Annotated in this window: 16 protein-coding genes and 1 tRNA gene; all 17 read left to right on the top strand. The window is 61.0% G+C overall.

What is annotated here, in order from left to right; all coding sequences use genetic code 11:
- Window positions 1-10 precede the first annotated feature (10 nt).
- A complete protein-coding gene (gene rbfA / locus ACKUTP_RS07300) occupies window positions 11-421 on the top strand; it encodes a 30S ribosome-binding factor RbfA (protein ID WP_006234038.1) in 411 nt (136 codons plus the stop codon).
- Window positions 414-1,457, top strand: coding sequence for a DHH family phosphoesterase (locus ACKUTP_RS07305; RefSeq protein ID WP_409063959.1), 1,044 nt, complete (start codon window positions 414-416; stop codon window positions 1,455-1,457). The genes rbfA and ACKUTP_RS07305 overlap by 8 nt, the downstream gene beginning before the upstream one ends.
- Window positions 1,458-1,472: 15 nt before the next feature.
- Window positions 1,473-2,405 carry a tRNA pseudouridine(55) synthase TruB gene (gene truB / locus ACKUTP_RS07310; protein ID WP_161116076.1) on the top strand — a complete coding sequence of 311 codons (933 nt, stop codon included), beginning with the start codon at window positions 1,473-1,475 and terminating at the stop codon, window positions 2,403-2,405.
- Window positions 2,402-3,409: a riboflavin biosynthesis protein RibF gene (gene ribF / locus ACKUTP_RS07315; protein ID WP_240126058.1), complete on the top strand. Its 1,008-nt coding sequence runs from the start codon at window positions 2,402-2,404 to the stop codon at window positions 3,407-3,409. The genes truB and ribF overlap by 4 nt, the downstream gene beginning before the upstream one ends.
- Window positions 3,402-5,510 carry a DNA primase gene (gene dnaG, locus ACKUTP_RS07320; RefSeq protein ID WP_161116075.1) on the top strand — a complete coding sequence of 703 codons (2,109 nt, stop codon included), beginning with the start codon at window positions 3,402-3,404 and terminating at the stop codon, window positions 5,508-5,510. The genes ribF and dnaG overlap by 8 nt, the downstream gene beginning before the upstream one ends.
- A 110-nt stretch (window positions 5,511-5,620) precedes the next feature.
- Complete coding sequence (gene rpoD / locus ACKUTP_RS07325) at window positions 5,621-6,970, top strand: RNA polymerase sigma factor RpoD (protein ID WP_409063960.1); 1,350 nt, start codon at window positions 5,621-5,623, stop codon at window positions 6,968-6,970.
- Between the two features lie 192 nt (window positions 6,971-7,162).
- Window positions 7,163-7,237 (top strand) — tRNA-Asn (locus ACKUTP_RS07330).
- Window positions 7,238-7,432: 195 nt separating this feature from the next.
- Entirely contained in the window at window positions 7,433-7,789 is a 357-nt protein-coding gene (locus ACKUTP_RS07335; protein ID WP_022093773.1) for an Asp23/Gls24 family envelope stress response protein, read from the top strand.
- A 27-nt stretch (window positions 7,790-7,816) separates the two neighbouring features.
- Entirely contained in the window at window positions 7,817-9,478 is a 1,662-nt protein-coding gene (locus tag ACKUTP_RS07340; RefSeq protein WP_055309525.1) for a DAK2 domain-containing protein, read from the top strand.
- Between the two features lie 10 nt (window positions 9,479-9,488).
- Entirely contained in the window at window positions 9,489-11,666 is a 2,178-nt protein-coding gene (gene recG, locus ACKUTP_RS07345) for an ATP-dependent DNA helicase RecG (protein WP_409063961.1), read from the top strand.
- Window positions 11,663-12,319 (top strand): 16S rRNA (guanine(966)-N(2))-methyltransferase RsmD, encoded by a 657-nt coding sequence (gene rsmD / locus ACKUTP_RS07350; RefSeq protein WP_409063962.1) that lies wholly within the window; start codon window positions 11,663-11,665, stop codon window positions 12,317-12,319. Before recG ends, rsmD begins: the two co-directional genes overlap by 4 nt.
- Entirely contained in the window at window positions 12,312-12,809 is a 498-nt protein-coding gene (coaD, locus tag ACKUTP_RS07355; protein ID WP_152068081.1) for a pantetheine-phosphate adenylyltransferase, read from the top strand. The genes rsmD and coaD overlap by 8 nt, the downstream gene beginning before the upstream one ends.
- Before the next feature lie 68 nt (window positions 12,810-12,877).
- A complete protein-coding gene (locus tag ACKUTP_RS07360) occupies window positions 12,878-13,375 on the top strand; it encodes an ATPase (RefSeq protein ID WP_040358176.1) in 498 nt (165 codons plus the stop codon).
- Window positions 13,375-13,929 (top strand): DUF177 domain-containing protein, encoded by a 555-nt coding sequence (locus ACKUTP_RS07365; RefSeq protein WP_161145464.1) that lies wholly within the window; start codon window positions 13,375-13,377, stop codon window positions 13,927-13,929. The genes ACKUTP_RS07360 and ACKUTP_RS07365 overlap by 1 nt, the downstream gene beginning before the upstream one ends.
- 64 nt (window positions 13,930-13,993) lie before the next feature.
- Complete coding sequence (gene rpmF / locus ACKUTP_RS07370; RefSeq protein WP_022094017.1) at window positions 13,994-14,173, top strand: 50S ribosomal protein L32; 180 nt, start codon at window positions 13,994-13,996, stop codon at window positions 14,171-14,173.
- Window positions 14,174-14,260: 87 nt separating this feature from the next.
- A complete protein-coding gene (plsX, locus tag ACKUTP_RS07375) occupies window positions 14,261-15,280 on the top strand; it encodes a phosphate acyltransferase PlsX (RefSeq protein ID WP_195234545.1) in 1,020 nt (339 codons plus the stop codon).
- A 124-nt stretch (window positions 15,281-15,404) separates the two neighbouring features.
- Window positions 15,405-15,647, top strand: a complete 243-nt coding sequence (locus ACKUTP_RS07380; protein WP_006234023.1) for an acyl carrier protein — start codon at window positions 15,405-15,407, stop codon at window positions 15,645-15,647.

A 15,647-nucleotide genomic window follows, 5' to 3' on the forward strand; every position in this document is an offset into this window, starting at 1 on the left:
GGGTAGCTCTATGAAGCAAACGCAGGCAACCCGCCGTCTGGGCGAGCAGCTTCGCGAGAAGCTCGGTTATATCCTGCTCTTTGAGGTTTCCGATCCGCGTCTCGACCTGGTTACTTTGACCGCGGTCGAGGTCGCGGTGGACCGTTCGTTCGCGCGTGTGTACGTGTCGTGCGATGCGAGTCGCTACGACGAGGTCATGGAGGCGCTCGCTAGCGCTAAGGGCCGTATTCGCAGCCTGTTGGCTCGCTCGCTCGATTGGCGTGTTACGCCCGAGCTCGATTTTCGCATCGATCGCTCGACCGATGAGGCCGAGCGCATCACGCGTGCGCTGGAAAACGTTCCCGCCACGCTTGCGATCGAAAAGGACGAGGACGGCTATCCGATAGCAGATGCCGCCCAGGAGGCAGCTTTAGATGACTAATTCCGCCGACCTCGCCTCGTGCGAGTCTGCAGATATTCAGCGACGCATCCTCGAGCTCATCGAGGGTGCGTCCTCCATTGCGATTTCGGGACATACTTCTCCCGATGGCGATGCCTTGGGCTCCGTGTTGGGTCTGGGCCTTTCGCTCATCAAGTTTTTTCCCAACAAGGACATTGCGCTGCTGCTGGCAGACGATGACCCGGTTCCGCGCATCTACCGCTTTATGGAAGGCTCTGATCGCCTGGTGCCGGCATCTGCGTACACTGGCAATCCGGACCTGTTCATCTCGGTGGACGTACCGGTCGTCGAGCGCCTCAACGACTCTGCTGAGGTGCTTCGTCGCTCCAAGCATGTGGTGTGCTTCGATCACCATCCGGCTCGCGAGGAGTTTGCCGAACTGAGCCTGAGGCGTGTTGAAGCTGCAGCCTGCGCTATGATCATCGACCGCTTCTTGGACAACTGTGGCATTGTCGCCCGTGATGGCGTTGCGACCTGCCTGCTGTGCGGCTTGGTTACCGATACCGGCCGTTTTCAGTACCAAAACGCCGATGCCGCTGCGTTCCATGCAGCTTCGCGACTGGTTGCCCACGGTGCCGATCCGGCGCGTGTGGCACTCGAGGTATATCAGAGCATGCGCGTTGAGTTTTTGCACCTCAAGTCCATCGTTATGGGCCGCATCAAGACAGTGGCCCACGGGCGCGTCGCGTATAGCTACGCGTACCAGAGTGACCTTGAGGCTTGCGGTGTCACCTCGGATGAGTGCGACGGCCTGGTTGACGTGGTGCGCTCAGTGATGGGCGTCGAGGTCTGCCTGTTCCTGAAGGGTATCGAGGGCGATACAAAGGTGCGCGGCAATCTGCGCTCCAAGGGCGACCTCAACGTGTCCGAGATCGCTGCTGCCTTTGGCGGTGGCGGGCATCATGCTGCCGCCGGTTTCTCCAACAACGGAACGATTCTCGAGACGCTCACCGTGGCACTTCCCATGCTGGCCGAGCTGGTAGGGGAGGATCCCGCTTCGGTGACCGTCGAGCTTTAACTTTTTGGATGGTACATGGCTCGTCGTACGCCTTCACAACTGAATATGCTGCTCGCCGTCGATAAGCCGGTGGGCTGCACGTCCCACGATGTGGTCTCGCAATGCCGACGCGCCCTCCATGAGCGGCGCGTCGGCCATGCCGGCACGCTCGACCCCATGGCATCGGGCGTCATGGTGGTGGGTGTGGGCCAGGCCACCCGTCTGCTGGGCATGCTCACGCTCGATACCAAAAGCTACGTCGCCGATATTTCGTTTGGCGCCGAGACCAATACCGATGATGCGGAGGGCGAGGCGGTCCGCACGGTGGCTGTTGCCAACGAGCTCCGCGATCCTGCCTATGCTCGTGAGCGCTTGGCCGCCATGCTGGGCCCGCAGATGCAGGTGCCGCCGGCGTTTTCTGCTATCTCGGTCAATGGCGTTCGCGCCTACAAGTCTGCTCGCGAGGGCAATGCGGTGGACCTACCTCCGCGCCCCGTCGAGGTCTATGCCGCCGCCCTGATCGCCGTGGGCGGCGAAGGTGATACGTGTGTATGGACCGTGGCGTTCTCGGTGAGCAAGGGCACCTATATCCGTGCGCTCGCTCGCGACCTGGGCCGCGCTTGCGATAGCGCTGCGCATATTTCCGCGCTGCGCCGCACGGCCTCCGGTGTTGTTTCCATTGGCGCCTGTCATGCGGTCGAGGAGCTTTCTCCCGAGTCCGCGGCTGGCTTTGCCCTGGATCCCATTGCGGCCCTGGGCGCCACACGTGTTGACTTGCCGGGCAATCTTGCCGACGACCTTCTCTGCGGCCGACGCATTCCCGTTGAGCGTGCGCTTGCCGATTTCGATGCCTCGAAGGCGCCGTTTGCGTTGGTGCTCGATGGGGGACTCAAGGCGCTCGCCCGCATTGAGGGTGGCCGCTTTGTTATGGAGCACGTGTTTCCGCAGGCAATCGGCGGTGTTCGATGATGTTGTCCGTTCGCGAGCTCGCGCGTATCTTTTTCGCGGGCGAGTCGGACGAGGCTCGCATCGTTACTGCCGATACGTTTGATGAGTGTGAGCACTTGGGTGCCGCTTCAATCGCCATCGGCGTGTTCGACGGCGTTCACCGTGGACACCAGGAGCTCATTGCGGCGCTTGTCCGTGATGCCCGTGCCCATGGCTGCAAGGCGGTCGTAGTTACCTTCGATCCCGACCCGGACGTCGTGGTGAGCCCTTCGCCCGCTCAAAAATTGATGACGACGGCCGACCGTCTGCATGCCTTGGCTCAAACCGGGGTCGATGCGGTGGTGGCCGTTCCCTTTACGCCTGAGGTTGCGGCGCTTGACCATGTTGATTTTCTCTCGCTGGTGTCGCGTCTGGTCGACATTCGATCGATTCGCGTTGGCAGTGACTTTAGGCTGGGTCGTGGCGGTGCTTCTGGTGTTGCCGAGATGCGCTCCTGGGGTTCCGAGCACGGCGTTGACGTGTATGGTCACGACCTGCTTTGCGAGGGCGGTGAGGCCATTTGCGCCACCCGCATTCGTCATGAGCTGGGACAGGGCCATGTGGAGCTTGCTGCTGGGTTACTCGGCCGTCCGTATATGGTGCGTGGCGGTGTTATTCGCGGCCGTCACGAGGGTTCTGGCATGGGCTTTCCCACGGCAAACTTGCAGGTTCCCGACGGCATTCAGGTGCCAGCCGATGGCGTGTATGAGGGTCTGGTGCTGGTCGATGACACCGCGTGGCCCGCTGCCGTGAACGTCGGACTGCCGCCGACGTATGCCGACGATGCGGCATCTGCGCATCTCGAGGCTAATTTAATTGGTTATACGGGCGACCTGTACGGCGCCTCCGTTTCGCTGGCGTTTACGCGCTGGCTGCGCCCGTCGCGCGTGTTCGATTCGCTGGATGAGTTGATCGCGACCGTCGAGGGTAATATCGAAGATATTCGTCACAACTTGGGTGAGCAGGGGGTGAGCATCCGTGATTAGCGATGAAGAAAAAGACCAGGTACGCGCTGCGTCCGATTTAGTCGCCATCGTGCAGGAAACGGTTGAGCTCAAGCCTCGCGGCCATGAGTTTTGGGGCTGCTGCCCCTTTCATGGCGAAAAGACGCCGTCCTTCCACATTATTCCCGCCACGCAGGTGTGGCATTGCTTTGGCTGCGGCGAGGGTGGCGACGTCTTCACTTATATCATGAAGCGCGAGAACCTGAGCTTTCCCGAGTCAATCCGTTATTTGGCCGACCGCGCGGGTATTGAGCTGCATGACACCGGAGATCGCCGCGAGCGCGGTACTAAGCGTGCGAGAATCTACGATCTGTGCGCCGAGACTGCTCAGTTCTACCACACCATGCTTATGCGTGGTAAGGACGGCCGTCCGCGTGAGTACTTTGCCAGCCGCGGCATGGGTGGCGACGTCTGCCGCCGCTACTGCCTGGGCTTTGCGCCGGGCCGCAACGCGCTGGTGTTGCACCTGTCCCAGGCGGGTTTTACCCCGCAGGAGATGATCGACGCCAACGTAGCCGTGAGCCGCGGGCGCGGGCAGCTCGCCGACCGCTTCTACGACCGCGTGATGTTCCCCATCTTTGACGAGCAGGGTCACAACATTGCCTTTGGCGGTCGCATCATGGGTGACGGCCAGCCTAAGTACCTCAATACCGCCGAGACGAGCGTATTTCATAAAAAGCGAAACCTCTACGGCTTTAATTGGGCCAAGGAGTTTATCGTCGCGCAGGATACCGCCATCGTGGTGGAGGGCTATACCGACTGCATCGCCTGTTGGGAGGTGGGGATTAAAAACGTTGTCGCCACGCTGGGCACTGCGCTCACGGAGCATCACGTCAAGACGCTCACTCGCTTTGCCAAGCGCATTGTGTATATGTTCGATGGCGACGCTGCCGGTCAAAAGGCCGCGCGCCGCGCGATTCAGTTTATCGAGCAGGATTCGATGGACCTGCGCTGCGTGGTGCTGCCCGACGGCAACGATCCCATGGAGTTCATCACGGCGCACGGCGGCCAGGAGCTGCAGGAGCGCATCGACGCGGCCGAGCCGCTTATGGATTTTGTTTACCGTTCGCTGCAGGAGTCGAGCGACATCACCACGCCGGGCGGTCGTGCCAAGGCGCTGGAGGATGCGCTGACGCTTATCTATCCGCTGCACGACAGCTATATGATCGATACGTACTTTATCCAGATTGCCGATCTGCTGGGTTTGGATCTGGAGACCGTGCGTGCGAGCTCGGGTCGTGTGTTTCGCGATGTCGCCAAGCGCGAAGATGCGGAACGACGTCGTGAGCAGAACTATGAGCGCCAGCGGGCACAGGCTGAGCGGTCCGGTAGCGCGGGCGGTCGGGCGTCGGGCTCTCGCGATGCCGGTCGCGGTGCTTGGGCGTCGGGCGCGACGCCGCCGGTGTCCGCGCCGGTCGAAGAAGAGCCGTACGACTATGTCCCGCTCGATGCCTACGGTGCCGCGCCCGTAGAGGTCGTCGATGATCTGCCGCCGATCGATGTGCCTGATGGTATGGGCGCTGTGCCTGTGCCTGATGGTTCGAACGCACCGGCTGCGGCGGCGCCGATGGTTTTGACCGATCTAGAGCGCAAGTCCTTGGCAGGGGAGCGCGAGCTGTTGACGATGCTCACGAGCTACCCCGACCTGTTCCGCACGTATGCCGACCGCATCTGCTCCATCGAGTGGGTTGACCCACGTCACGAGTCCATCGCATGGGCCGTTCTGGCAACGCCGCCGGGAACCGATCCTGCAGCCTGCATGGATGCGGCACGCTCGGTGTGTCCCGAGGCGGCAACGCTTGTGAGTGCCGGGCGCATCTCGGCGACGAGCAAGCACCCCACCGAGACGAACATCGTGTTTATGCTCGATACGCTCGAGCTCTACACCATCAAACGCCGCATGCGTGCCGCACAGGCCAAGCTGCGCCAGGACCGTTCGCTCGATGATGAGGCCCGTCGCGCGCTGACCGTTCAGGCCGCGCAGGATTCGCAGCGTCAACGCGAACTGCAAAAGTCGATCGGCGGCGTGGCGGACCCCTTCCGTTTGATCGGCCTGGAGGCCGCAGGCACCGAACAAGCCTAGATGTTGTGGTCAACCAGCGTATTCTCGCCTATATCCAGTTCTCTTTTTGGGTATAGACGTCAATGTGTGTGCTAAAGTATTGAGTCCTGTGGACTATGAAGGGAGAATCTGTGCCAAAAAAGACTGAGAGCACGGGTGCTGGGCTGGAATCCTACGTTGCAAAGCTCATGGGCAACGGCTCAAACAGGACTTCGGTAACCGAGGACGAGATTCAGGTCGCCCTGAAGGATATCGATGTTTCTGACGAGCAGCTCACCGCGGTGTATTCCGCGCTGCGCAACAGCGGCATCCAGATTATCTCCGCGAGCGGTAACGACGACGCCCCCATGGACGTCGACGATGACGATAACGATACCGATACCGACGATTTCGATGACGACGACGAGCACGATTCCGGCTCGCTCGACGATCACGAGCTCAAGATGGCCCGTCAGGCCGACGCCGAGATGGGTTCTTCCAAGAGCAAGAAGAAGCGCACCGTGCGCACGTCTCGTTCACGCTCGCGCGTGCGTGGCATCGATGCCTCCACGGTGATGCTGACCGGCGACCCGGTCCGTATGTACCTCAAGGAGATCGGCAAGGTCGACCTGTTGACCGCCTCCGAAGAGGTCGATCTGGCCATGAAGATCGAGGCCGGTCTTGAGGCCACCGAGAAGCTCGAGGCTGCCGATGCTGGTGAGCTCGAACTCACGCGTGCCGAGATGCGTCGTCTTACGCGCATTGAGAACGTGGGCCTCGAAGCCAAGCAGGCGCTCATCAGCGCAAACCTGCGTCTGGTCGTCTCCATCGCCAAGCGCTATGTCGGTCGCGGCATGCTGTTCCTGGACCTGATCCAGGAGGGCAACCTCGGTCTGATCCGCGCCGTCGAGAAGTTCGACTACCAGAAGGGCTTTAAGTTCTCCACGTACGCCACGTGGTGGATCCGTCAGGCCATCACGCGCGCTATCGCCGACCAGGCCCGTACCATCCGTATTCCCGTGCACATGGTCGAGACCATCAACAAACTCGTTCGCGTGCAGCGCCAGCTCCTTCAGGACCTGGGTCGCGACCCGACCCCCGAGGAGATCGGTGCCGAGATGGATATGAGTGCCGACCGCGTCCGCGAGATCCAGAAGATCTCGCAGGAGCCCGTGTCGCTCGAGACCCCCATCGGCGAGGAAGAGGATTCTCAGCTGGGCGACTTCATCGAGGACTCCCAGGCCATCGTTCCGCCCGATGCGGCCAGCTTCTCCATGCTGCAGGAGCAGCTCACCCAAGTGCTCGATTCGCTTGCCGATCGTGAGCGCAAGGTTATCGAGCTGCGCTTTGGCCTTGTCGACGGACATCCCCGTACGCTCGAGGAAGTCGGCCGCGAGTTTGGCGTCACGCGCGAGCGCATCCGCCAGATCGAGTCCAAGACCCTGGCCAAGCTCCGCCACCCGAGCCGCTCGAGCAAGCTCAAGGACTACATCGAGTCTTAACCTCGCAAGGAAGAAGCGCCCTCAAGCACATCTGCTCGGGGGCGCTTTCATGTAGTCATTGGGGACGTTCTTGAATGGCTAGTCGTTTAAGAACGTCCCCAATGACTAGGTCGGAAAATTTCTTAAAAAAGTTCTTGCCCTAAGCTGATTCGTCCGTATAATAAACTTCGTTGCTTGAGAGCACGCACCTATTCCTCGGTAGCTCAATGGTAGAGCACGCGGCTGTTAACCGCGCTGTTGTAGGTTCGAGTCCTACCCGGGGAGCCAGGTTGTTAAACCCGTCGCTTATGCGGCGGGTTTTTTCATGCCGCGATCGCCGTTCGCAAACGTTACCGTATCAACATTTCGTGTCGAGGATGTAATCCCGAGTCCCGCCACCTCAACATGGCGCGGTCGTTGTAGAATATTGCAATGATTGCTCCCACGACATGGTGCCGCGAGCACCAAGAAAAGGAGATTCTTGTGTCTGAGACCATTAACGGCAGCCTGAGCGTCTCGAACGACGTTATTGCCGATATTGCCGGTTATGCCGCGATGACGTGCTATGGCGTTGTCGGTATGGCTGAGCAGCTCCAGGGCGCCGAGAGCGTGCGCCTGCTTGCCGGTCAGCGCCTCCGCAAGGGCGTGCTTGTTTCCGCCGACGAGAACGGCCTTACGGTCGATCTTCACGTCGTGCTCGAGAACGGCGTCAACATGAAGTCCGTCTGCCACAATCTTTCGAGTTCCGTTGCCTTCACTCTGCAGGAGATCGCCCAGATCGATCCCGCCAGCCTTAAGATCGGCATCCATATCGACGCGCTCAAGAGCCGTCTGAACTAGCATCCGAAAACGGAGATTCAAATACCCATGATTGCAAAGACCATTCGCACCTGTTTTCCGATCGCTGCGGCTGCCGTTTCCGACAAGGCCGAGGAGATCAACAAGCTCAACGTCTTCCCCGTACCCGACGGCGACACCGGCACCAACATGTCGCTCACGCTCGCCTCGGTGACCAAGGAGCTTTCCGCCCTTCCCGCCGATGCCGATATGGAGGCCATCGCCGGCGCCATCACCCACGGCTCCCTGATGGGTGCCCGCGGTAACTCCGGAGTCATCACCTCGCAGATTCTGCGCGGCGTGGCCGAGGGTCTTGTCTCTGCCGACGAGCCTATTACGTCCGCCAACATTGCCTTCGCCTTTCGTCGTGCCGTCAAGGTCGCCTTCCAGGCTGTCCGCAAGCCCATCGAGGGCACGATCCTCACGGTCCTGCGCGATGTCTCGACCAAGGCCGATGAGTGCGAGAAGAAGAAGTTCTCGGCCGAGGATGCGCTCGATGCTATCGTCGTCGAGGCGTACCAGTCCGTCGCCCGCACGCCCGACTTGCTGCCCGTCCTCAAAGAGAACGGCGTGGTCGACTCAGGCGCCTTCGGCTTTGCCATCTTCCTGGAGAACTTTGTTGCCGCCGCGCTTGGTCGCAGCACCGTTGTCGAGGATTTCTCCGCTACGTTTGACTCCGCCGGCTCTGCCCGCGATGCCGCTCTTGGCCGCGTTGAGATCGAGGCTAACGACGACTGGGAGGGCTCGGAGTTCCGCTACTGCAACGAGTTTCTCTTTAAGGCCGACGCCCCGTTTGACGAGGACGAATGCCTTAAGTTCCTAGGCTCCATGGGCGACTGTGAGCTGCTCGTGGGCGCCTATCCCGACTACAAGATCCATGTGCACTCCAATACCCCCAACCTGGTGCTCGAGCACATGCTGCAGCTCGGTCAGATCTATGAGGTCTTTATCCACAACATGGAGATGGAGGCCCACGACCGTACCGCCAAGATTCATGAGGACCAGGAGAAGGCTGCCGAGCCCGCCAAGGCGCTGGGCTTTGTCGCCGTTGCCGCCGGTTCCGGCGAGGCCGACATCCTCAAGTCCCTTGGCGTCGACGTGGTCGTCTCCGGTGGCCAGACTATGAATCCCTCGACCGCCGACCTGCTGGGCGCGGTGGACCAGGTCAACGCGACCTCGGTCATCATCTTGCCCAACAACGGCAACATCCGCATGGCCGCTGAGGCTGCTGCCTCAGCCTGCACCGACAAGAAGGTCGCCGTCGTTCCCACCAAGACCGTCCCGCAGGCCTTCTCCGCGCTGTTCGCAGTCCTGCCCGATTCCGAGCTCGAGGATGCCGTCGCCGCCATGGTCGACGCCATCAGCGAGGTCCGCGATGGCGAGGTCACCCGCGCCGTGCGCGACTCCAGTGCCTCTGACGGTTCTCCGATTCACTCCGGTGACGTCATGGGTATCATCGCCGGCTCCATCGACGTGGTCGGCTCCGACGTGAAGCAGGTCACGCTCGACTGCATCAACCGCATGCAGGAGGAAGAGGAGGGCGACGCGCTGACGATTCTGGCCGGCGAGGAGCTGTCCGATGAGGCCTTCCAGGAGATCGTCGACGCCATCGAGGAAGCTCAGCCCGACTTGGAGATTGACGCCCATCGTGGCGAGCAGCCGCTCTATCCCGTGATCTTCTCGATCGAGTAGGCATCTGCCCATGTCCGAGCTCTGCTCCGTGCCGCGCGTCTCGGAGCGCTTTGCCCAGAGCAATGCGCTCGACGAGGATATCGCGCGACTCAAATATGTTTCGGGTAAACGTGAGGAGGCCCTTCGCCGTCTGGGAATTAGGACGGTGGGGGACCTCCTTCTCCATATCCCTCATCGATACCTCGACTTTACCCGTTCGTGGTCCATCGAGATGGCGCCCATCGGTACCGTGTGCACCATCATCGCCACGGTCGACCGCATCGTCCAAAAGCAGCCGCGTCCGCGCATGCAGGTGACCGAGGTATCGCTGGTGGACGAGACGGGCGTGTTGCAGGTCGCCTTTTTCCGCCAGCCCTGGATTGCCCAGCAGCTTAAACAGGGCGACCGCCTGGCCGTGATGGGCAAGGTCGAGTTTGCCTACGGTTTTAAGCAGATGGCCTCGCCGCATTTTGAAAAGCTTGAGGATGGTCGTGCCGCGGGTACCATTTTGCCGGTCCACTACGTAAGTGACGGCGTGAGCCAGGCATGGATGCGTCGCATCGTGAGCGGTGCTCTTGAGCTCGTCGGCAATCCCTTTGATCCCATCCCGGCACCGCTGCGCGCAAAGCGCAAACTCATGAGCAATGCCCGTGCGCTTCGTTCGATTCACTTTCCCTCGAGTATGGCCGAGCGCGACATTGCGCGCCGCCGTTTGGCCTATGAGGAGTGCCTGTACCTGCAGCTCGCGCTGCGTCTGCGCAATGACGGCGGCTTGGTCGAGGTGGTTCCCTACGCCCACACCGCGGGCGAGCATCTTGTTGCTCTCAAACAGGCCCTGCCGTTTTCGCTGAGCGACGAGCAGGAGGCCGCATTCCAGGATATTTTGCACGACATGTGCGATGGTGCGCGCGTCATGAACCGTCTGCTGCTGGGCGACGTCGGTACCGGCAAGACGGCCGTTGCCGCCTGTGCGTTGGCCGTAGCCGTCGATAGCGGCACCCAGGCCTGCGTCATGGCGCCTACGGGCGTGCTGGCTCGTCAGTATGCCGATAAGACCGGCCCTTTGCTCTCTCAGGCTGGCATGTCCTGGGCGCTCCTGACGGGCGCCACGCCGGCGGCGGAGCGCGATCGCATCCATGTGCAGCTGGAATCGGGCGAGCTTGACGTGCTCTTTGGTACGCATGCCGTGCTTTCCGAAGACGTGAATTTTAGGCACTTGTCGCTCGTGGTCATCGACGAACAACACCGCTTTGGCGTGGGTCAGCGCAACGCCTTGCGCGCGAAGGGTCCTGGTGCGGACCTGCTCGTCATGACGGCGACGCCCATCCCGCGCACGTTGGCGCTCTCGGTCTACGGCGACCTGGACACGAGCGTCATCCGCCATCGTCCAGTCCCTGGTGCCGGCGTGACGACGCGCGTCCTCACCGAGTCGAGCCGAGACCTGGCCTATGGTGCCATCCGCGAGGCGCACGAGAAGGGTCAGCAGGCCTACGTGATCTGTCCGCTTGTGGAGCCGAGTGACTCGGCCGACGAGCTCGAGGATGTGTCCGGTATCGCCCGCGACGACGAGGGCCGCGTGACCGTCCCCGTGCCGCTGCACGATACGGCGACCGAGCTCGACCGCCTGCGCCTGGCGCTGCCGGGCCTTACGATCGATCGCCTCCACGGCCGCATGCGGGCGGGGGAGAAGGATCACGTGATTGACGCCTTTAAACGCGGCGAGATTGACGTGCTCGTCTCGACTACGGTGGTCGAGGTGGGCGTCGACGTGCCTAACGCCACCGTCATGGTCATCGAGAACGGCGAGCGCTTTGGATTGGCTGCCCTGCACCAGCTGCGCGGCCGCGTGGGCCGTGGCAGTGTGTCGGGCACGTGCCTGGTCATGACGCACTCCAAGGGCAATGGCGGCGCCTCGGCGGCACAAGACCGTCTACAGTCGCTCGAAAAGACCTCGGATGGTTTTACGCTTGCCCAGATGGACCTGCGTCTGCGTCACGAGGGCGAAATCCTGGGGTACCGTCAGCACGGTGGCGTGACCTTGCGCTTTGTGGACCTGGATGCCGATGAGGACCTTATCGAATGGGCCCATTTGGACGCGGTCGAGCTCTTGCGGTATGCTTGCAACCTTGACTCTGTGGCGACGCGTCCCTTGCGCGAGGCGGTCGCCATGCGATATCGACACATTTTTAAGGAGGTCAGCGGAGGATGAGAATCATCGGCGGCGAATGGCGCGGTCGTAAGATCGAGGAGCCCCGTGGTCGCGATGTCACCCGCCCCACGACTGATCGCGTGCGCGAGGCGTGCGCATCTATGGTCATGTCGGCATTCGATTTCGATTTGGACGAGGTTCGTGTGCTGGACGCCTTTGGCGGCTCCGGTGCCTTAGGGTTAGAGATGCTCTCTCGTGGGGCCCGCTCGCTCACGACGTTTGAGATCGATCGCAACGCCGCGCTGCTCATTGCCAAGAATATCGAGTCGCTCTGCCGTGACCGTGCGCGTTGGCGTGTGGTCACGGGCGACATGCTGGCAAGTGCCTCGCGCGGTCGTGTACCGGGCGGCCCCTTTGATTTGGTCCTGCTCGACCCGCCCTATGCCTTTGGTGCCGAGCCGGTCGAGGAAATGCTGCAGAACCTGGCTCAGCAGGGTCTGCTTGCGCCTGGCGCTTATGCCCTGTTTGAGCATGCCTCCGCCGATGCGGGCGCGCATCCGGCAGGCTTTGAGACTGTACGTGAGAAGCGCTACGGCATTACCTCGGTCGACCTGCTTCGTTGGGTCGGCGATGACGACGGTGAGGACGATAGTGCCGTCACCGATGCCGATAACAACGATGCCACGACGTTTCAGGAGGACGCCCATGAATGACACCATCAACCGCGTGATCGTTCCGGGCACCTTCGATCCCATCACGTTTGGCCATATCGATGTGATCCGCCGCGCCCGCCGCATCTTTCCCAGTGTGATCGTCGCTGTTGCAGAGTCGCAGGGTAAAAACGGTGTGGGCACCACGTTTATGCTCGATGAGCGCGTGGCGCTGGCCCGCGAGGCGCTCGGTAATATCGACGGCGTCGAAGTCCTGCCCTTTACCGGCCTCTTGGTCGACTTCGCTCGTGAGCAGGGGGCGGGGGCCGTGGTCAAGGGCCTGCGCGCCATGACCGACTTTGAGTATGAGCTGCAGCAGGCCGACCTCAATTATCGCTTGGATAGCGAGCTGGAGTCCATCTTTGTCATGAGTGCTCCGCAGTACGGTTACATCTCGAGCTCGGTCGTTCGCCAGATCGCCTCGCTCGGCAGCGATGTATCGACGTTTGTGCCGCCCAACGTGGTCGAAGCGCTCAGACATCGCTTTTCGTGACGTTTTTTATTGCCTGGTGGCATGTGGTAAACTAGCACGATGATATGTTACCTATGAAAGGAGACCGGATGCCGGGCGAGAATTTTCCTGGCGATAGGATCGTCAGCTTGGTCGATGAGCTCGAAGGGCTGATCGAGGAAGCCAAGCCGCCTTTCGGCAAGAACGCTCAGTTCAAGGTCATCGACGCCGACGTGTTCTTCAACATCCTCGATGAGATCCGCATGAGCTATCCCGAGGAATGGCAGAAGTCCCGCCGTATCCTCAAAGAGCGCGAGGAGCTTATGGCTTCCGCCGCCGCTCAGGCCGATTCCATCATCGCCGATGCTCAGCAGCAGGCCCTCACCATTGCCGGTGAGCAGGAGATTGTCCGCCTTGCGCAGCAGCAGGCCGACGACATCCGCGATCGTGCCCAGCAGTACGAGCGCGAGACGCGTTATGCTGCCGAGGACTACGCAGAGCAGGTCTTTACGCACCTGGAGGAGAACCTCAAGAGCCTGACCGGCACCGTTACCCGTTGCCGTCAGCAGCTCAACGAGGGTGCCGCCCAGCAGAATGGTCAGTGGTAATGGCTGAGTTCCCGAGCGTTACCGTCGATCTTTCCGAGCAGCTCGAGTTTCCTGGAGATTCGTTTCCGCTGACCGGTAAGGTCGATGTCGCCACCTACACGGTGGGCGAGAAGGAGTACCAGCTACAGGACGGCATCGACTACGACGTTGTCTTTACCAATGCCGGTACCGGTGTCTTGCTCACGGGCATGGTCCGCGCGCACGCCACCGGTGAGTGCGACCGTTGCCTGGAGCCCGCCTCGTTTGATATCGCCGGAGAGATCGAGGAGTTCTACCTCTTTGAGGAGCCCGAGGATCCCGAGGCCTACGAGGACGGCTACGAGCTCCTGGGTGAGGACCGCATCGTCGATCTGGGTGAGCCCATCAATGACGCGGTCGTTATGGACACGCCGTTTGTGGTGCTCTGCAAGCCCGATTGCCGTGGTCTGTGCCCCACCTGCGGTTGCAATCTCAACGTCGAGCAATGCGATTGCGCCGCCCAGGCAGAGGCAGAATGGGCCGCTGCCACGGAAAATCCATTTGCAGCATTGAAGAATCTCAAGCTCGATGAGTAAAACTGTGGTAGTATCGCTACTTGCGCGTAATCGCCACACTGGATAGTTCATAAGGAAGGTCACTATGCCCGTACCTAAACAAAAGCAGGGTCGTATCCGCACTCACACCCGTCGTTCCGCCAACATGAAGATCTCGGCTGCGGCTCAGTCCACGTGCCCCCGTTGCGGCGCTGTCAAGCTTCCGCACCACGTGTGCCCCAGCTGCGGTTTCTACAAGGACCGCGAGGTTATCGTTACCGAGTAACGGTATACTCTGGATGCGATGCCGTTCCAAATGGAACCACAATGGCCGGCTCAGTGAGTCGGCCATTTTTGTATAAGGAGCATGTATATGAGTAACGTTCGCGTTTGTGTAGACGTTGTGGGCGGAGACGAGAAACCTCAGGTTGTTCTCGATGGTATCGAGGCTGCGCTTGCCGCCGATCCCGATATCGAGGTCTTGGCAGCTGGCCCCGCCGAAATCGTCAATCCCTTTGCAGCTTCCCATGCACGTGTTGAGGCCCTTGAGGCACCTGACGTTATCGCCATGGATGACGATCCCATTCGCGCCGTGATGACCAAGCGTAAGTCGTCGATCGTGCTTTCTTGCCGCGCCATTAAGAAGGGCAACGCGGATGCGTTCTTCTCCGCCGGCTCGACCGGTGCCATGACCGCCGCTGCCACCGCCTACGTGACGCCGTTTAGGTATCAGGCCGAAGGCAAGAAGCAGCCGGTGCGCCCCTGTTTGACCAATGCACTGCCCAATCGCGCCGGCGGTCTGACGGTGCTGTGCGACATGGGTGCCAACCCCGATGTCGAGGTTGACGATATGGTGCGTTTTGCCCAGATGGGCAGCGCCTATGCCCGCGTCGTCCTGGGCATCGAGCATCCTCGCGTGGGCCTGCTCGCCAACGGCACCGAGGACGAGAAGGGCTCCAACTTTACCAAGGCCTGCTTCCCGGCCATGAAAGCCGCCGTTCCCGGCTTTGTTGGTAACTGCGAGGGAACGGACATCACCTCAGGTAACTTCGATGTCGTCGTTGCCGATGGCATGTCGGGCAATATTGCGCTCAAGGCCACCGAGGGCGCTGCCAAGTTTTTGCTGCAGGAGCTCAAGGGTGTCTTTATGTCTTCGCTTGGCACCAAGATTGCCGCGCTGCTCATCAAAAAGCAGATGCGCGAGATTAAGGCCAAGCTCTCTGGCGACGCCAAGGGCGGCGCGATTCTTCTGGGCCTGCGCGGCGTGGTCCTGATCGGCCATGGCGCCACCTCGGTCGAGGCTGTTAAAAACGGTACGCTCGCGGCGGCCGAAGCCGTGCGCGCGGGGCTGGTCGAGAACGTCGCCAACTCCATGGACGGTATCGTTTTATAAGAGCGAGTTAGAGCGCTGTTATGTGCTTCGCGGCGCACGTCGTGGGGTAGAATCAGAACCGTGTCTTGGTACCGCCCGGGCGGTACCATTCTTTTGGTATTCATGCACTATGAGAGGAAGCGCTATGGACCGCTCCGAAATCTTCGACAAGATCGCCGAGGTCGCTGCTGACGTTCTGGGCGTCGATGTTGCCGAAATTAGCGATGAGACCACCTTTGACGACCTCGATGCCAACTCGCTCGAGCGCCTGCAGCTGGTTACGGCTATCGAGGACGAGTTCAACCTCGAGATCGATGACGAGACCCTGCTCTCGCTCAACTCTGTCGCCGACGCCGTCGACGCTATCGAAGCTGCCAAGGAGGCCTAA

This window comes from Collinsella sp. wc0529, assembly GCF_046116875.1.
Lineage (GTDB): Bacteria > Actinomycetota > Coriobacteriia > Coriobacteriales > Coriobacteriaceae > Collinsella.